The organism is Arthrobacter oryzae (assembly GCF_030718995.1).
GTDB lineage: Bacteria > Actinomycetota > Actinomycetes > Actinomycetales > Micrococcaceae > Arthrobacter > Arthrobacter oryzae_C.
In genome coordinates this window covers 1,409,323-1,428,018 of record NZ_CP132204.1, presented here as the reverse complement: position 1 = coordinate 1,428,018, position 18,696 = coordinate 1,409,323, and the positions used below count along the sequence as shown (strand labels likewise).

Annotated in this window: 14 protein-coding genes; all 14 read left to right on the top strand. The window is 66.0% G+C overall.

Features of this window, described 5'->3' with window-relative positions:
* Positions 1-165: 165 nt before the first annotated feature.
* Positions 166-2,367, top strand: coding sequence for a PxKF domain-containing protein (locus tag Q8Z05_RS06590; protein WP_305942686.1), 2,202 nt, complete (start codon positions 166-168; stop codon positions 2,365-2,367).
* A 198-nt stretch (positions 2,368-2,565) separates the two neighbouring features.
* Positions 2,566-3,555: an LLM class flavin-dependent oxidoreductase gene (locus tag Q8Z05_RS06585; RefSeq protein WP_305942685.1), complete on the top strand. Its 990-nt coding sequence runs from the start codon at positions 2,566-2,568 to the stop codon at positions 3,553-3,555.
* Between the two features lie 70 nt (positions 3,556-3,625).
* Positions 3,626-4,423 (top strand): FadR/GntR family transcriptional regulator, encoded by a 798-nt coding sequence (locus tag Q8Z05_RS06580; protein ID WP_305942684.1) that lies wholly within the window; start codon positions 3,626-3,628, stop codon positions 4,421-4,423.
* The gene (locus Q8Z05_RS06575) at positions 4,420-5,166 is read left to right on the top strand and encodes a PDC sensor domain-containing protein (protein WP_305942683.1); all 747 of its coding nucleotides are present in this window, start codon (positions 4,420-4,422) and stop codon (positions 5,164-5,166) included. The genes Q8Z05_RS06580 and Q8Z05_RS06575 overlap by 4 nt, the downstream gene beginning before the upstream one ends.
* Positions 5,167-5,309: 143 nt before the next feature.
* Positions 5,310-6,809, top strand: a complete 1,500-nt coding sequence (locus tag Q8Z05_RS06570) for an aminobutyraldehyde dehydrogenase (protein WP_305942682.1) — start codon at positions 5,310-5,312, stop codon at positions 6,807-6,809.
* A gap of 68 nt (positions 6,810-6,877) precedes the next feature.
* A complete protein-coding gene (locus Q8Z05_RS06565; protein WP_305942681.1) occupies positions 6,878-8,152 on the top strand; it encodes a D-arabinono-1,4-lactone oxidase in 1,275 nt (424 codons plus the stop codon).
* A gap of 25 nt (positions 8,153-8,177) precedes the next feature.
* Positions 8,178-9,569 (top strand): ethanolamine utilization protein EutH, encoded by a 1,392-nt coding sequence (locus Q8Z05_RS06560; protein WP_305942680.1) that lies wholly within the window; start codon positions 8,178-8,180, stop codon positions 9,567-9,569.
* Between the two features lie 316 nt (positions 9,570-9,885).
* On the top strand, positions 9,886-10,905 hold the full coding sequence (locus Q8Z05_RS06555) for a LacI family DNA-binding transcriptional regulator (protein ID WP_305942679.1): 1,020 nt from the start codon (positions 9,886-9,888) through the stop codon (positions 10,903-10,905).
* Positions 10,906-10,998: 93 nt separating this feature from the next.
* Positions 10,999-12,300 (top strand): ABC transporter substrate-binding protein, encoded by a 1,302-nt coding sequence (locus Q8Z05_RS06550; RefSeq protein ID WP_305942678.1) that lies wholly within the window; start codon positions 10,999-11,001, stop codon positions 12,298-12,300.
* Positions 12,301-12,313: 13 nt separating this feature from the next.
* Positions 12,314-13,294, top strand: a complete 981-nt coding sequence (locus Q8Z05_RS06545) for a carbohydrate ABC transporter permease (protein ID WP_305942677.1) — start codon at positions 12,314-12,316, stop codon at positions 13,292-13,294.
* Position 13,295: 1 nt separating this feature from the next.
* Positions 13,296-14,237 carry a carbohydrate ABC transporter permease gene (locus Q8Z05_RS06540; protein WP_305942676.1) on the top strand — a complete coding sequence of 314 codons (942 nt, stop codon included), beginning with the start codon at positions 13,296-13,298 and terminating at the stop codon, positions 14,235-14,237.
* 3 nt (positions 14,238-14,240) lie between these two features.
* On the top strand, positions 14,241-15,323 hold the full coding sequence (locus Q8Z05_RS06535; RefSeq protein WP_305942675.1) for a glycoside hydrolase family 130 protein: 1,083 nt from the start codon (positions 14,241-14,243) through the stop codon (positions 15,321-15,323).
* Positions 15,324-15,328: 5 nt separating this feature from the next.
* The gene (locus tag Q8Z05_RS06530; protein WP_305942674.1) at positions 15,329-17,425 is read left to right on the top strand and encodes a hypothetical protein; all 2,097 of its coding nucleotides are present in this window, start codon (positions 15,329-15,331) and stop codon (positions 17,423-17,425) included.
* 133 nt (positions 17,426-17,558) lie between these two features.
* Positions 17,559-18,659: a PP2C family protein-serine/threonine phosphatase gene (locus Q8Z05_RS06525; protein WP_305942673.1), complete on the top strand. Its 1,101-nt coding sequence runs from the start codon at positions 17,559-17,561 to the stop codon at positions 18,657-18,659.
* The last annotated feature ends 37 nt before the right edge of the window (positions 18,660-18,696 follow it).

The window sequence follows — 18,696 nt, the reverse complement described above, 5'->3', positions numbered from 1 at the left end:
GCCAAGGACGGCCGCATTGTTGCGATGGGAGGCGCTGCAGTGAACAAATCAGGGAGAAGGGGCCCCGGGCGGGGACCGGAAAGCGGGCAAGGAACGGCCGGGGGGCCCGCGTGGTCCGCGGGCGGTGCAGGCCGGAAAGTGCTGGCCGCTTTGACGGCGGGCGGGATGCTTCTTGCCGCGGCCGGTGTGGCGCAGGCGGACATTATTTACAACGATCTTGACGGGATAATTGACGCAGTGGCCGAGAACATGCCGTTGAATGTGGGCGGGGCTGCGGGGACTACCACGCTGGCACTTCGGATCACTGGCTTAGACGGCAAGAGCGGCTGCAACCTGACCGGAAGCACCGTACTCACCCTGAGTCTCGCATCGAGTGACGCTGCAGTAGCAACCGTCAGCCCAGCATCCGTGACGTTCGGAAGCTGCGGCGAAACCAAAGTGCTGACCGTCACGCCGGTGGCTGGCGGCACCGCGACGGTCACCGCCCGCCAGACCGCCAACACGACCGGCGGAACCTTCAACCTTGCGCCGGCGACATTCACCGTCAACGTGGTAGCTCCCGCCCCTGCCAACACGGCGCCAACACTCACGGTGGTCGGAGTTAGCACGGGTGCCTCCTACGACAAGGGCTCGGTCCCTGCCGCCACCTGCGACGTCGTGGACGCTGAAGACGGCCTCAAATCGTTCGCCGCAACACTGAGCGACATCACCGGTCCATACTCGTCGGACGGCATCGGCGAGCGGACAGCGAACTGCAGCTACACGGACGGCGGCGGCCTCACCGCCAGCGGCTCCGCGACCTACAACATTGCTGACCCCAGTGGGCCGCAGATCAGCTACACCCTGACCCCGGGGACCCCCAACGGCCTCAGCGAATGGTTCACTGTTCCGCTGAACCTCAGCTGGACGGTCACCGATGCAGAGTCGCCAGGTTCCCTGACGCTCACCGGCTGCGAGGATCGGTCCATTACTGCGGACCAGGTAAAGATTGCCTATCCGTGCTCTGCAACCAGCGCGGGCGGGACGGCTTCCGTGGATACCGTGCCGCTTGGACTTGATGCCACCGACCCCGAAGTCAGTTACACGGGAGCGGAAGGCCTGGCCGGCAACAACGGCTGGTACAGGGGACCCGTCACTGTAACCTTCACAGCAACCGACGCAACGTCCGGTCCGGCGTCGCAAACGGCAACCGCAACAACAGCCGACGGCGCGGAGGGCGAATCGATTGAGGTCAGGAGTCCGGTGTTCAGCGACACCGCCGGCAACTCGTCCGTTCTTGGTGCGGTCATCCAGCGCTTCAGCATCGATGGGACAGCCCCGTCCGTGGCCTACACGCAAGCCGACCGGGCGCCCAATGCCAACGGCTGGTACAACGCTCCGGTCACGGCGACGTTCACCGCGACCGACGCCGTCTCCGGACCGGCCCTGGCGACGCAGACCGCAGCGTCCGTCGGCGAGGGATTTGGTGTGGTCGTTGACAGCCCTGCTTTTGAGGACGTTGCCGGCAACACGGCAGAGGCCGGTACGGCGTCGGCTAACTTCGATATCGACGTCACGGTGCCCCTCGTTTCCTTCACCGGGTTGAGCGGGCTCGAGGGCTCAAACGGCTGGTTCACCGGCCCGGTCACCGCGACGTTCACCGGTACGGATGAGCTGTCCGGCCTTGAGTCGCCTACAGGGACCTCGGTATCCAGCAGCGAAGGCACAGGCCTGGTCCTGACCAGCCCGGCCTTCACTGACAGGGCGGACAACACCATCCCCGCCGGCGAAGTGTCCAGCGATGCTTTCAACGTGGACCTGACCGACCCGGTTGCAGCGTTCGATTCCGTTCCTGCGGACGCGTACTTCGGCTTCGTTGGCGCCGAGCCCACGTGCACGGCCTCTGATTCGGGCTCCGGCCCGGCCGGCTGCGTAGTGAGCGGATATTCTTCGCTTGCAGGCACCCACACGCTGACGGCCACGGCCACGGATGTTGCGGGCCGCACGTCCACCACGACGCACACGTACACGGTCAAGCACTGGGAAACAAAGGGGTTCTACCAGCCCATTGATATGGGGGCGAATGTCGTCAACACGGTCAAGGCGGGCAGCACGGTTCCTGCCAAGTTCGAACTGTTCGCCGGTGCAACGGAACTGACGGACACGAGCTTCGTGGAGATGAAGATCCGGCAGATCGCGTGCAGTCCGCTGGCGGTCCAGGACAACATCGAGATCACGGCCACCGGGAACACGTCGCTGCGGTACGACTCGACGGGCGGCCAGTTCATCTACAACTGGAAGACACCAAACCTGCCCGGGGCCTGCTTCCAGCTCTCGACGCTGGCCGACGACGGTTCCGTCATCGCCGCCAACTTCAAGGTGAAGTAGGCGCGGTAGACGCAAAATAGCACAAGCGAGCTAAAACGGAGCGGGGCGGCCGGAAACGGTGGCCCCGCTCCCGCGTGTCCGGCGCCACGGTGACCCTCCAGAAATAACCCGGGCGCCGCCGTCGTTGTCGCCAGTGTGCCTGTTCCGCCACCGGAGCGGGCCGCCCGCTATGCACCGCTACGAAAGGCCGGCTCCTCCGTGACTGTTCCGCTTTCCATCCTTGACCTGGCCACCATCGCTAAGGGCCAGACGGCGGCCGAAAGCTTCGCCGGGAGCGTGGCAATGGCGCAGCGGGCGGAAGAGCTGGGTTACCGGCGGGTCTGGTACGCGGAGCACCACAACATGTCTTCCATCGCGTCCTCGGCCACGAGCGTGCTGATCGCCCACATCGCCGCCAACACCAGCAGTATCAGGCTGGGTGCCGGCGGCGTCATGTTGCCGAACCACTCCCCGCTGACCATCGCCGAGCAGTTCGGCACGCTGGAGACCCTGCATCCGGGCCGCATCGACCTGGGCCTGGGCCGGGCGCCCGGCAGCGACCAGAACACCATGCGTGCCCTCCGCCGGGAGCCGATGTCCGCGGACAGCTTCCCGCAGGACGTCCTGGAACTACAGGGCTACCTGACCGGCCCTACCCGCATCCAGGGCGTTGAGGCGACGCCTGGCAAGGGCACCAACGTGCCGCTGTACATCCTGGGGTCCTCACTTTTCGGGGCCCGGCTGGCAGCGCAGCTTGGCCTTCCCTACGCCTTTGCGTCCCACTTCGCGCCCAACGCCCTGCAGGATGCCGTGACCATCTACCGCCGGGAATTCAAGCCTTCGGCCCAGCTGGACGCGCCGCACGTGATCGCCGGAGTCAACGTGATAGCGGCAGATTCCGCCTCCGAGGCCCAGGAAATGTTCCAGGCCACCAAGCGCGCCCGGGTGTCCCTGTTCTTCGGCAACGGCAGGGTGTTCACGGACGATGAAGCGGACATGATCCTGGACTCGCCACAGGGGCAGCACGTGGCCCAGATGATGAAGTACTCGGCGATCGGTACGCCGGATGTGGTGATGGACTACCTGGATGAGTTCACGGCCCATGCTGACGCGGACGAACTGATCGTGGCCCACCAAAGCAACGGAACCGAGGCCCGCCTGCGGTCCGTGGAACTGCTCGCCATGGCTGCGGGGCTGGTCCGCGCCTGACGCCGCCCGCCTGACGCCGCCCGGCTGCCGCCCGGCCGGCGCAAACCGGGGGCGGTGCTAGTGTTGCCGCGTGAGTGCACACAGCCCGGACGTCGACACGGCGGTCCACGTCGGGACCATTGACATGATCGCCCAGCTGCGCGGGGTCGATGCCGCGGGCACCGGCTTGTCGGACCGGATTTCGCGGCAGCTCGAAAGCGCTATTGCGGTGGGCCTGCTCAACGAAGGCGATAAGCTGCCGCCGGAAAACATCCTCGCTGAACAGCTTGGCGTATCCTCCATTACGTTGCGCCAGTCCCTCGCCGAGATGCGGCTGAAAGGCCTGGTCGAAACCCGTCGCGGGCGCGGTGGCGGCAGCTTCATAAGCGGGAAGGCGCTGACAACTCCGGAGCAGCTGCTGTCCGAATTCAAGCGCCGGAGCCCGGAGGATCTGCGTGATCTGGGCGATCTCGCCGCCACGGTAGCGGCGGGCGTGGGCCGGCGGGCGGCGCTGCGGGCGGACGAGCAGGATTTGCGGCGCTCCCGCGAACTGGCAAGCCGTTTCGCCCGCGCCTCGACAGCGGAGGAGCTGCGGCGGACCGATAGCCGTTTCCACATCAGCCTCGGCGTGGCGGCCCAGTCGCGCCGGCTGACCAACGCCACTATCCAGGTCCACAGCGAGCTGGCGGCGCTGATGTGGATCGCCGGGGCCTCAACAGCATCCATCGAAACGGCCGGCGAAGAGCACGACGCCATACTCGACGCCATCGAACGACGCGACGAGGAGGCCGCCGACCGCCTCTCAGCTGCGCATTTCGAGCGCGAATCCGAAGCGCTGCTGGACTACTTCCTCGAACTGGCAACCACCACTACCCCGGAGGAAGCATGAGCCCGGAACAGCTCTCCCGGATCATCCGCGCGACGGCGGAACTCATCGGTGCGCGTCTGGACGCCGTCTTTGCTGACCTGAATAATTTGCTCCCGGATATCCTGCTCATCGCCGACGCTTCGCCGGGCGGTCGCCCGGCGAAGGCTGATTTCGAGCCGCTACGTCCGCAACTCCAGGCCATCATGGCTCGCCACGACGGATTAGTGGACGGCGCCGGCATAGCTTTCGGCCGCGATGTCCTTCACGACGCTGCATCGTGGCTGGAATGGTGGCGCCTGGGGCAGGGCGGTGAACCCGAATTTGCTGCCCACGTTTTCAATCCAAATTCCATCCGCTACTACGAGTATTCCGCCATGAGTTGGTTTCAGCTGCCAACCATGAGCGGGCGCTCACTGGCCACGGGACCTTACATCGACAGCGGCGGCACGGACCTCAACATCGTGACTCTGGCCGTTCCCGTCCAGACGGCCCACGGGAGCCCAAGCGCGCTGGGAGCGGACCTTTTCCTGCCGGTACTAGCGTCGATTTTCCTGAAATCCGTGGCTACCAGGGACCGCGCTGTGGTCATGGTGAACGATGGCGGGCGCGTGGTCACGTCCAATACCGCCCGGCACTCCACCGGGACGCTCCTGAGCGCCACCTCCCCTTCGGCCTTCGCGGCCCTGTTCGATGATTACGTATCGGTCCCGTCCGCTGAGCCGGGCCGAATCCCTTGGCTTGTGGGGATCCTGAAGAACGGCTGACCGGCCCAGCGACAGAAAAGTTCCTACACACCCCTTGTCAAACCTTTAAAACTAAAGTTCAATGGAATTATCTTCCCCGATGTGATGCGGCGCACACTTCCAAGCCGGTCGCAACAACGCACCCGAGAAATCCGGAGTCCGCGATGACACAGATAATTTCCCATATCCTCCCTGACGTCCGCCGCGCCGCCGGGTCAGGCCACCGCGATGATGCGCTGGCTCCTGCCGGCCACTTCATTAACGGCACCTTTACCCCCGGCGGCGGCAGCATCGACGTCGTGAACCCCTCCACTGGGGAACCCATCACCACCGTTGCTGCCGGGACCACTGACGACGTGGACAGCGCCGTGGCCGCCGCCCGCGCCGCGCAGCCGGCGTGGGGCGCCATGACGCCGCGCGAACGCTCCGAGGTGTTGCATCTCATTGCGGACCGCCTGGCTGCAAATTCCGATGACCTCATGCGGCTGGAATCCCTCAACACCGGAAAGCCCCCGGCAGTGGCTGAGGATGATGTCAGCAGCGCCGTGGACACCTTCCGTTTCATGGCAGGTGCCTGCAGGACCATGAGCTCCCTTGCAGCGGGTGACTACGCCGCAGGACATACCTCCGTCATTCTGCGCGAGCCGCTCGGCGTCGTCGGCGTCATCACGCCGTGGAATTATCCGTTGCTGATGGCGGCCTGGAAGCTGGCTCCTATTCTTGCCGCCGGCAACACGGTGGTGCTCAAGCCCTCGGAGCAGACGCCGTTGACCACGCTGAAGTTGGCCGAACTCATCGCGGACATCATTCCCGCCGGCGTCGTCAACATCGTCACCGGATACGGGGATCCCGTGGGGTCGCGGATATCCGCTCACCCCGACATCGCACTCGTAGCGCTCACCGGCAGCGTCGGCAGCGGCTCCGCAGTCGCCGCCGCGGCCGCGCCCTCGCGGAAGCGCGTACATCTGGAGCTTGGCGGCAAAGCCCCGGTCCTGGTGTTCGCCGATGCAGACCTCGCCGACGTTGCCCGAGGCGTCCGGACCGCCGGCTTCTGGAACTCCGGCCAGGAATGCGGCGCGGCCTGCCGGGTGCTGGTGCACGAAAGCGTTGCCGAGGCCCTGATTGAACAACTGGTTCGTGAGATCGGCACACTGGTGGTCGGCGAGCCTGGCGCCGGAGCCGACGTCGAGATCGGGCCGATGGTGTCCGAAGCCCACTTCGAACGAGTGAAGGGTTTCCTGGACCGCGCGGCCGCCGAAGGCCTGCAGGCGGCGGTGGGCGGCGGGCCGCTGCCGGGCCCCGGGTACTTCATCGCTCCCACCGTGTTGACCGGTGCCCGCGAGGGCTCCGAGGCCACTCGCAACGAGATATTCGGGCCCGTGGTCACGGTGGAGACGTTTGCGACGGACGAAGAGGCCGTACGCCGGGCCAACGAGACCGAGTACGGCCTGGCCGCCTCCGTGTGGACGAGCGACGCCAAACGCAGCACTGCGATTCCCCGGAAGCTGGATTTTGGCACTGTCTGGGTCAACTCGCACCTGGTACTCGCCAACGAGGTGCCTTGGGGCGGCTTCAAGGGTTCGGGCTACGGCCGTGATCTCTCGCTCTACGCACTGGACGATTTCAGCCGCACCAAGCACGTCATGACGAACCACGGCGCCTAGGACAGGATCCCGCGCCCTCCTGTGCACTTTGCACCCCGCAACTTTCGTTGACAAACCAAGGACACACCATGCCCGCAAAGACCCTGACCACCGAGTTCCCCGCTGTGCCGCACGAAATCCACCGCCAATGGAGCAACTGGGGCGGCAACCAGTCAGCCACCCCCGCATATACCGTCCGCCCCCGCACCGACGAGGAAGTGCTCGAGGTGGTCCGCTATGCCATCAAGGCCGGCCTGCCCGTACGCGCCGTTGGTGCCGGGCATTCCTTCACCCCGCTGGTGCAGACCGGCGGAATCCTGCTGGACCTCGCCGGGATATCGGGGATCACCGGAACTGACACCGAGCGGCTGCGGGCCCGGGCCAGGGCCGGCACTGCCATCAGCGACTTCGGGGAGCCGCTCTGGAACGCCGGACTCTCCCTGACCAACCAGGGAGACATCGACAAGCAGGCCATCGCCGGGGCCCTGTCCACCGGAACCCATGGCTCCGGCGTCGAACTGGGCAGTTTCTCCTCCGCCCTGCGCTGGGCGCGGCTGATCAACGGCCACGGCGAGATTGTGGAGATCGGCGAAAGCGACCTGCGCGAGCTGAAGGCCGCGCAAGTGGCCCTGGGTACGCTTGGAATCCTCCTGGAGGTGGAACTGGCTGTCTCTCCGCGCTACCACCTGGCCGAGCAGATCACGTACCCCACATGGAGCGAAACGGTGGCGAGTTGGGATACTGATATTTCCAGCAACCGCCACTATTCCTTCCTCTGGTGCCAGGGCGAGGAATCGGCCGGGCTGTATGAACTGCCCACCCCCGCGGGAGAATCTATGATCAACCGCAGCTACACCAAGCGCTACAACGCCGTGGAACTCGATGAAAGCACCGATCTTTCCAGTGCTGAAGGGGCCAGGCGGGACAGGGCATACCGCATCTACGCCGGCGGCTTCATGATCCCGTTCCACGAACTCGAATACTATGTGCCCATGGAACGCGGCCGTGAGGCCGTGGAGGCCCTGCAGGACCTGATCCGTACCCGCCACGCGGACCAGAAGTACCCCATCGAAGTGCGGTGGGTGAAAGCGGAAGACGGCTACCTTTCCCCCTTCCAGGGCAGGAACACCACCGTGCTCTCCGTCTCCGGTGCCCCCGGCACCAACTACTGGCCCTACCTGCGCGATGTGGACGAGATGCTCCAGGATTTCGATGCCCGCGCTCACTGGGGCAAGATCCACTTCCTGACCCGCGAACGGGTCGCCGCGCTGTACCCGGGATATGAGGAGTTCGTGGCCGTGCGCCGGGAATTCGATCCCCACGGCGTCTTCCTCAACGACCACACCCGCGCCCTACTGGCCTGATCAACGAATCGGAACCGGACCAACCATGGAAATCATCGGCCAAGTAATCATCTACATCATGATGGCGTTCCTGCTCGTCGGGGCGGTCAGTGCCATCTTTAACGACGAAAAGGGCTTCGGGAAGGAGTTTAAAGAGGGGATCTATTCGATCGGGCCCATCTTCCTGCCCGTCGCGGGCATTATGTGCTTCATCCCGATCCTCAGCGACCTGGTTGCACGCTACGTGGCACCGCTGTACTCGCTGCTGCACGCCGACCCCTCATTGGCGGCAACCACGCTGATCGCCGGCGACATGGGCGGCTACCATCTTGCCCACGAGACCGCCGGCAGCCATAGCGCCTGGATCATGGCCTTCGCGGTCAGTTTCACCGCCGGCTCCACGATCATTTTCTCCATCCCCGTGGGTCTGGCGATGCTGCAAAAGCGTGACCACAAGTACATGGCCCTCGGTGTGATGGCGGGCCTGCTGGCCATCCCGTTTGCCGTCTTCATCATCACGTTGCTGCTCCAGACCGCCCACACTCCGCTGCGCGAAGACGTCTCCACCAGTTCGGCCTCGACGACGCCCTTTGACCTGCCATTGGGCGAGATCCTGCTCAACCTGCTGCCGCTGACGGTCTTCGTTGTCCTGCTGGCGCTCGGGCTGCGGTTTGCTTCCCGGATCATGGTCACAGGGTTCATCTACTTTGGCCGGTTCCTGGATATCCTGATCAAGCTGGCCCTGGCCCTGTCCGTAGTGCAGTACTTCACCAACGTGTTCGACGTCTTCGGGCCCTGGCCGCTCGCGCCGTTCATTGCCGACGCCGATGACCAGTTCCGCGCCCTGGAGGTAGCCGGCTACATCGGCGTGATGCTCGCCGGAGCCTTCCCCATGGTCTACGCCATCCGCACATGGCTCGCCAAGCCGCTGGAAAGGGCCGGCGGGAAGCTCGGCTTCAGCGAAGAAGGGGCCACTGGCCTGCTCGCCGGCGCCGCCAACATTTTGGCTCTGTTCCGCATCATCACGCTGATGCCGCCCCGGGACAAAGTGCTGACGATCGCCTTCGCAGTGTGCGCTGCATTTACCTTCGGCGACCATCTGGCGTTCAGTGCCAATTTCCAGCCGAACATGGTCTTCGCCCTCATTATCGGGAAGCTCGCGGGCGGTGTCATTGGCATCGTGCTGGCGCTCTGGCTGGCGTTGCCTTACGCTCGGGTGCTGGAATCCCAGGACCGTGCAGCGGGTGTGATCGGTCCCGACGAATACCGCCACTCGCACCTTCCCGCCCGTGTCAGGGACGCAGGGATGGAGCCTGCTGCTTCCGCTGTCGAAGCACCGCAATCCGCTGACGGCGGTCCTGGTAGTGACCTGCCAGCTGTTGATGGGGTGGCAAAGTCTCAACCTGGGAGCGGCGCCATCCGCACGCGAGTGGACTAGTCCCGCCGTCGGGCATTCTGTCCGGAGGACGGCGTCACGCCCGGCAAACTTTTGGAACGTACGACGGCGGCCGGCCGCGGAATTCCGCGGCCGGCACCGCTCGGTGGGGCCAATAGCCTGCACCGCCTGACAGTCGCCCCGCCGTCGCCCCGCCGTCAAGCCGCTGGCGGGCAGGCCGCAGGGCTGGCCCGGGTCAGCCTCCTCCTCATCGGGTCAGTCCCTTGACAACTCCGCACTGAACCGGTTTAGTAGTAACCACTGAACCGGTTCAGTGAGTTGTATCACTGGGCCGCCGGATCGAACGAAGGCAGGCTCCATGGCAGTCACCATCAGCGACGTCGCCCACGCGGCAGGCGTCAGCAAGGGTGCTGTCTCCTATGCCCTCAACGGCCAGCCGGGAGTGAGCGAGGGGACCCGCGAGCGGATCCTCAAGGTCGCCAAGGAGCTCGGTTGGAAGCCCAGCCTGCGGGCCAAGGGACTCTCCTCCGCCAAGGCCTATGCGCTGGGCCTGGTGGTAGCCAGGGACCCTTCCCTGCTCGGAACGGACCCCTTCTTTCCGGCATTCATCGCCGGCATTGAAACGGCCCTCGCCGAACACGACTACACGCTGGTGCTCAGCGTTGCCACCGGCGCCGGGGCGGAGGAGCGCTGCTACCGCAAGTTGGCCGAGAACGGGCGCGTTGACGGTTTCCTCCTCACCGACGTCCGCCACGACGACTCCCGCATCCCGCTGCTGCAGGAACTCAAGCTCCCGGCCGTCACCCTGAACCGGCCCGACGCCGATTCGCCATTTCCTGCCGTGTCGATGGACGACTGCGCCGGAATCACGGCGGCCGTGGAGCATCTGGTGGGGCTGGGCCATACCCGCATTGCGCATGTGGGCGGCGGCCAGGAGTACATCCACGGCCGGAGCCGACGCCAGGCGTGGGAGGATGCGCTGGCCGCTGCGGGGCTCCGCGCCGACCTGTTCGCAGAGGCTGACTTCACCGCAGCCGGCGGGATGGCTGCCACCGCTGATCTGCTTCGGCGGGCCGACAGGCCGACGGCGATCGTCTACGCCAATGATTTGATGGCGACGGCCGGCCAGTCGTACGCCCAAACCCAGGGGCTCAGCGTCCCCGGCGATCTTTCCGTCACCGGCTATGACAATGCCGACTTCACGCAATACCTCAATCCGCCCCTCACCACCGTGGCCACGGAGCCAATGCTCTGGGGCCGGGTGGCCGCCCAAGTGCTCCTCAACCAGCTCAGCAACGCCCACGACGGCGAAGACACCGTCCTTAAGGCCCCGAGTCTTCTGGTCCGGGCCTCCACCGGCCCGGTGCCCGCGGGCTAGCCCGGCCCAAGCCCGCCGGCCGGGCCACCCCAACGCCCCCACTGAACTTAGCCCTGCCCCCAACCCCTCTGTTTCCCCTAAATAGGAGTCGCAATGAAGCGCTTTTCAACAGCCACGCGCGTATTGTCCGTGGCCGCCCTGACCATCATGAGCGCAGGCCTCGCAGCCTGCGGCGGGGGAGGGGGAGGTAGCTCTTCCGATTCGGCCACGGCCGCCAAGGGCCCCATCAAGATCTGGTACTCCAACAATGAGTTCGAGGTGAAGTGGGGCAAGGCCATGGTGGAGTCGTGGAACGCCGCGCACCCGGACGAGAAGATCGACGCCCAGGAGATCCCGGCAGGCAAGAGTTCCGAGGAAGTCATCGGAGCGGCCATCACGGCAGGCAACGCCCCGTGCCTGGTTTTCAACACCGCCCCGGTGGCCGTCCCGCAGTTCCAGAAGCAGGGCGGGCTTGTAGCGCTTGACTCCTTCCCGGACGGCGCGCAGTACATCAAGGACCGCACCGGCGACCTCGCGGACCAGTACAAGTCCGCGGATGGCAAGATGTACCAGCTGCCGTGGAAGTCCAACCCGGTGGTCCTGTTCTACAACAAGGACATCTTCGCCAAGGCCGGCCTGGACGCCGAGAACCCCAAGCTGGGCTCACATGCCGAGTTCCTGGACACCGCCCGGACGCTCGTGAAGTCCGGTGCCGCGGCCAACGCCGTGTGGCCGTCCCCGGCAAGCGATTTCTTCCAGTCCTGGTTCGACTTCTACCCGTTCTACGCCGCCAACTCCGAGGGCACCCCGCTCCTGAAGGACGGCAAGGCCACCTTCAACAGCGAGCAGGGCAAGCAGGTCGCCACCATGTTCGAGACGCTCTACAAGGAGAACCTGGCTTCCAAGGAGGTCTTCCAGGGTGACGCCTTCGGCGAGGGCAAGGCGGCCATGGCAATGGCCGGGCCGTGGGCCATCGCGGCCTACAAGGACAAGGTGAACTGGGGTGCTGTGCCGGTCCCGGCTGCTGAGGCCAAGGCCGAGACCTCCACGTTCGCCGATGCCAAGAACGTGGCCATGTACTCCGCCTGCGAGAACCAGGGCACGGCCTGGGAGGTCATGAAGTTCGCCACCAGCCAGGAGCAGGACGGCAAGCTGCTGGCCGACACCGGCCAGATGCCCATGCGCAAGGACCTGACTACGGCCTACGCCGACTACTTCACCAAGAACCCGCTCTACACCCAGTTCGCCGAGCAGGCCGGGCGCACCGTCGAGGTGCCCAACGTGCCCAACTCGGTTGAGGTGTGGCAGACCTTCCGCACCGCCTACGCCAAGTCCGTGATCTTCGGCAACGAAAGCATCGACTCCGCGTTCAAGGGCGCTGCGGAAAAGGTCGACCAACTGGCAGCCCAGAAGTAACGGGTGATCCCCAATGTCACTCCGCTCTTCTGACGGCGGCCCCGCGGCGGGGCCGCCCGCAGCGGGAGCGCCGGTCGGGCGAACGGCGGACCGGCGGCTGGTGCCCAGGAAACGCAAGAACTTCCTGGGCCGCCAGCCGCTGGGGCTGCTGTTCAGCGCTCCGTACGTCATCTACGTCCTGGCCGTCCTGGCCTATCCGTTGGGCTACGCCGTCTACATTTCCTTCCACGACTTCTTCTTCACCGCGCCGCGGGTCAAGGTGGACCGCCCCTTCGTCGGCCTGGACAACTACATTGCGGTCCTGTCCGATCCCGCCGTCCAGCGTTCCTTCGCCAACATCGGCGTGTTCCTGGTCATCAATGTTCCGCTGACCGTGGGGCTGTCCCTGGTCCTGGCCAACGCCCTCAACCGTGTGACGAAGCTGCGGACGTTCTTCCGGGTCAGCTACTACGTCCCGTACGTCACGGCGAGTGTCGCCGTCGTCGGCGTCTGGCTTTTCCTGTTCCAGCAGAACGGGCTGGTCAATGCGCTGCTGGGGCCGCTGGCCCCGGACCCGTCGTGGCTGACCAACTCCTGGCTGGCCATGCCAACGGTAGCGCTGTATGTGACCTGGAAACAGCTGGGATTCTTCATCCTGCTGTACCTGGCAGCGTTGCAGAACATCCCGGATGAGCTGTACGAATCCGCCTCGGTGGACGGCGGCAACAAATGGGTCCAGTTCTGGAACATCACAGTTCCCGGTGTGCGTTCGGCCAGCGTGCTGGTCACGCTGCTCGCCACCATCACCGGCGCCAACCTCTTCACCGAGCCCTATCTCCTCACCGGCGGAGGCGGCCCCGACGGCGCCTCAACCTCACCGGTGTTCCTGATGTACCAGAAGGGCATCCTGCAGGGAAACCCCGACGTGGCTGCGGCGCTGGGCGTCGTCCTGGTGATCGGCGTCCTGCTGATCGCCCTGATCCAGAAACGCCTCGTGGGCGGAAAGGAGGACTGACATGTCTGTCATCGATGCGGCCACCGCCGCCAACAATGAAAACGGAAAGAACGACGACGCCGGGCGGCCGGGTGCCCTTCCTCCCGGCCACGGAGGTTCCACAGTGGAAAAGCGCAGGAACCTCGGCATTGGCAGCTTCGTGCTGCTTGCCGTGGGCGCCTTCGTGTTCCTGTTCCCCTTCTACTACATGTTCATCGGCTCGCTGCAGACGTCCCCGGACACCTCGGTGGCGGGCGCGTTTCCCAACCCGGCCAACCTCACCGGCGAGAACTATGCCAACATCAACGCCTCCGTTGACCTGCTGAAAGGCCTGGTCAACTCGGGAATCTTCACCGGCGGCGTCATTTTGTTCACCGTGGTCTTCGGCCTCCTGGTGGGCTACGCCCTGGCACAGATGCACTTCCGCGGTAAGGGCTTCGTGTTCGGCATGATGCTGCTGGTGCAGATGATCCCGTTCCAGCTGCTGCTCATCCCGCTCTACGTGATGATCGTCCGGGACTACGGTCTGGCGGACAGCTACATCGGCATGATCCTGCCGTTCGCCATCAACTCCACCGCGGTGTTCGTTTTCCGCCAGTACTTCATGCAGCTGCCGTCCACGCTGTTTGAGGCTGCCCGGATCGACGGCGCCTCGGAGCTGCGGATCCTGTGGCAGATCGCCATCCCGCTGGTCCGGCCTGCGATTGTCACAGCGATCCTGCTGACGTTCATCGGGCCGTGGAACGAATTCCTGTGGCCCTTCCTGGTCACCAAGGACTCGTCCATCCAGCCGCTCGCGGTGTCCCTCGCCAACTACATTTCCAACGTCGCCGCCACGGCTTCCAACCCGTTCGGCGCCATCCTTGCCGGGGCATGCGTCCTCGCTGCACCTGCCATCGCGCTGTTCATCTTCTTCCAGCGCCAGTTCATTTCCACCAATATCGGATCAAGCGTAAAGGGCTAATTCATGACTTCCCCCCACACTTCTGCACTCCCCACCGTTCCCTTCACCCTCACCCGCGCCGGGGTCATCATGTCCCCTGAAGCGGGCAACGACTTCGAGGCCGAGGGCGTCCTCAACCCCGCCAGCGGCCGCGGCCCGGACGGCGAGCTCTACCTGCTGCCCCGCCTGGTGGCCAAGGGCAACGTGTCCCGCGTCGGCCTTGCCAAGGTTGTCATCGAGGACGGCGTTCCCACCGGAGTGGAACGCCAGGGCGTGGTGCTCGCCCCGGACGAGGGCTGGGAACGCGGCATGAACAACGCCGGTACCGAGGACCCCCGCACCACCTGGGTGCCGACCCTTGGCAAGCACCTCATGACCTACGTCGCCTACGGTCCGCTGGGCCCGCGCCTCGCCTTTGCGCATTCCGAGGACCTCCGCAGCTGGGAACGCCTGGGCCCGTGCTTCTTCGAGTACAAGGCCGAGCTCTCCATGGACCTGAACCTCTTCCCCAACAAGGACGCCGTGTTCTTCCCGGAACCGGTCAACGACCCCGACGGCGTTCCCTCCTACGCCATGCTGCACCGCCCCATGTGGGACCTCGGCTGGATCCGCGACGGCGAAGGCGAGCACCTGCCCGCCGGCGTCACGGACAACCGTCCCGGCATCTGGATCTCCTACGTGGCCGTGGCAGACGTGGAGAAGGACATCCGTAACCTGGTGCACATGGGCAAGCACACCCTCGTGGCCCTCAGCGAGTTTCCGTTCGAGGAACTCAAGATCGGCGGCGGCCCCGCACCGATCCGCATTAACGAAGGCTGGCTGCTCATCCATCACGGCGTGGCCGGTGCGCTGGAGAAATCCGCGTTCGACCACCAGCAGAAGGTCAACTACACCGCGGCCGCCATGATCCTGGACGCCACCGACCCCTCCAAGGTGATTGCCCGCAGCGACAAGCCTCTCCTCGCCCCGGAAACCGAAGACGAAATCTCCGGCATCGTGCCCAACGTGGTGTTCCCCACCGCGATCGAAGAAGTGGACGGCCAGCTGTTCGTGTTCTACGGCATGGCTGATTCGAAGATCGGCGTCGCCCGCCTGGACCGGGTCTAAGGCCCGTGGCGTATTCACCCAAGGCCGCGCGTCCGGTGGTCGCTGCGGCGGCCGTGTCCATGCTGGCTGTTTCGCTGCAGGCGGGCGCCGTGACAGCGGCACCGGCAGTGCCGCCGTCGTCCGCCAGCGCACTTACCGCGCCGGCGGCACCCGTCCTGGCCGACGGCGGCAGCCTCACCAACACGGGGCACCTCGACTTCCTGATGGAGACGGTCCCGCTCACGCCCGTGCCCGGCCACACCACCTACAAACTGGATGAGATCCCGTCCGCCCTGGCGCCGTGGACCTACGCTGACAAGAAAGCGGACGGGAGCTACGGGCGCGTTGGCGGCGGGAATCTGGACCCCGCCACGGGGTACTGGACCCAGGGCGCCTACAACGCCGATGACATCGCACGCACTGCGGTGGTGTACCTGCGGCACTGGCAGCAGACCGGCGACGCCGCCAGCAGGGAGCGGGCATTCCAGACGCTGCGTTCGCTGACATACCTTCAAACCACGGACGGCCCGAATGCTGGCAACGTGGTGCTGTGGCAGCAGGAAGACGGAAGCCTGACGCCGAGCGCCAAGCCTGTCGAACTGCCGGACCCCTCCGATTCGGCCGAGTCCTACTGGCTGGCGCGGACTGTCTGGGCACTCGGGGAAGGCTTCACGGCATTCCAGGACGAGGATCCCGAGTTCGCCGGGTTCCTGCAGGACCGTCTGCGCCTCGCCCTCGGCTCACTCAACCGGCAGTCACTGGCAAAGTACGGCACGTATGACACTGCCGACGGCGTGCAGGTGCCGGCATGGCTGATCGCCGGCGGCGCCGACGCGTCGGCCGAGGCCGTGCTGGGTCTCTCCTCCTACGTGACGTCCGTTCCGGACGATGAGCTGGCGGCGACTGCGCTGGACCGGCTCAGCGAAGGCGTGGCCGCCATGTCCTCGGGCACCACCGGCCAATGGCCCTTCGGTGCCATCATGCCGTGGAACAAATCGCAAACGCTCTGGCACGCCTGGGGCGGCATGGCTCCCGCCGCCGTCGCCACCGCCTCCGAGGTTCTGGACCGTCCTGCGCTGCTCGAAGCGGCAGTCAAGGACACAGCCCAATTCACACCCCAGCTCCTCGCGGCAGGCGGACCGGACAATGCGTGGAGCCCCGCCCCCGGCGAAGCCCAGATCGCGTACGGCGTGGACTCCCGGGTCCAAAGCCTGGTGGCGACCGCCAAGGCGGCTGACGCTCCGGGCCTGCGGGACCTTGCCGCGATCACGGCGGGATGGTTCTTCGGCGCCAACCCCAGCGGCGCCCCGGCCTACAACCCCGCCACGGGAACAGCCATCGACGGCATCGAACCGGACGGGCGGGTCAACCCCAACTCCGGCGCGGAATCCACCATCCATGCCCTGCTCACCATGCTGGCCCTGGACGCGGATCCGGCGCTGAAGACGGCTGCCCTGGGCATCAGCCGGACGGTGTCCACGCATGGCCTGAGCGTGGTGGAAGCCGAATCCGGCACCATCACCGGCCCGGGATCGGTGGTGAAGCCGGCCTCAGCCTGGACCGGCGAAGCCAACCTTTCCGGCGGTGCCTATGTGGACCTGCAGGCCGGCGCCTCGCTGGACATTCCGCTCCCGGCATCGGATCAGCCGCATAACATCTACCCCATCGTGAACCGCGGGACCGCCCCGGCCGGCACCACCGCCTGGACGTCCGCCAAGGGGCCGCTGGGCACCACGGAAAACGGCGGGGCAGGGGAACAGGGCATCACCGATGCCCCGGGCATCCTCTTCCCCTACTCCCTCAAACGGGCGCTGTCCGCCGGGCTGGCCGCCGTCGTCGGCACCACTGACGGCGACGTTGCCCTGGACGCACTGCTGCTCCAGCCGCAAATCTCCACGGTGTCGGTATCCGGGGCCGGCGGCGATTCCACGCTCTACGTCAGCGCGGCCGGGTCCACCACGGTGGAAAGCGTCGCTGTACCGGACGGTTTCACCATGATCCAGCGCCAGTACGATTCTTCGGGGCAGCCGGTGCCAGGCGGAAAGAACGACGCCGCTGCCCGGTCCGGGCAGGTGGCGGTGGCGCCCGGGGGCTTCACCATGGTGACGTTCCTGGCCCGCTGAACGCCGCCCGGTGAGGGGTCCGGCGCCGACGGGGCACCGGACCTGGCGTCCCGCCCGGCGCGGGACTGGTGTTACAGGACGGCCCGGCTGGGACCGATGTGACAACGAAGCCCGCACGGAGTCTAATTGGTGCATGACTGATGAGCCGGACGTACGCCGTGCCCTGGTCATTGAGGACGATGACGATATCCGCGGCCTGCTGGTCCACATCCTGACGAAGCAGGGTTTCCAGGTTTCCGCCGTGTCGTCCGGGCGGGCCGGCGTTGAACTGATGCAGCGCGACGGCGCCGAACTGGTGACTCTTGACCTGAACCTGCCGGATATTGACGGCGTTGAGGTCTGCCGCCAGCTGCGCCGCTTTTCCGACGCCTACATCCTGATGATCACTGCCCGCGGCGAGGAACTGGACCGGCTCACCGGGCTCGACACCGGCGCGGATGACTACATCACCAAGCCCTTCAGCCCGCGCGAGCTCGGCTCGCGGATCACTGCCCTGTTCCGCAGGCCCCGAGCCAGTGCCGTCCACGAAGCCGCAGCCCAGGACGAACTGCGCCGCGCCGTCGAAGTCCAGCGAAGCCTGCTCCCGGCCGAGGGCCTGTCCACGCACGGCTTCGACATCGCGGGATCCTTCCGTCCGTCCCGCAATGTCGGCGGCGACTTTTACGACTGGTACCCGAACGACGGCGGGCTGCAGCTGACGCTGGCCGACGCCATGGGCAAGGGCATGGGTGCCGCGCTGATCGCGGCCACCGTCCGCGCCGTCATGCGGTCCGTGGCGTACCGGACGCCGCTGAGCGAGGCATTCAGCTCGGCCGGCCGGATCCTGGAAGCCGACCTCGAACAGTCCGCCTCCTTCGTCACGCTCTTCCACGCCCGCCTCGACGCAGCCGCCGGAATCCTGCACTACGTCGACGCCGGCCACGGCCTGGCGTTGCACATCAAGCCGGACGGAAGCTGCTCACGGCTGATCACCGGCGGACCCCCGGTGGGTGCCTGGCCGGACCAGGAATGGGACGCCCACCAGGTTTCGCTGGAGCCCGGCGATTGGCTGGCGGTAGTCAGCGACGGCCTGCTTGATGTGTACCCCGACGTCGACGTCCTCACGGCCGTGGTGGCCGGCACCGTCTCCGGCAGTCCCAGCGCCCAGGCTGCCTGCGACGCTGTCCTTGCGCTGGCCTCGGGCCGCGACGTCTCCGACGACGCCACTGCTGTTGTGCTGAAGCGCGCGCTGTAGCTGAAGGGCGCGCTGGCTGCAACGGACGCGGTACGCG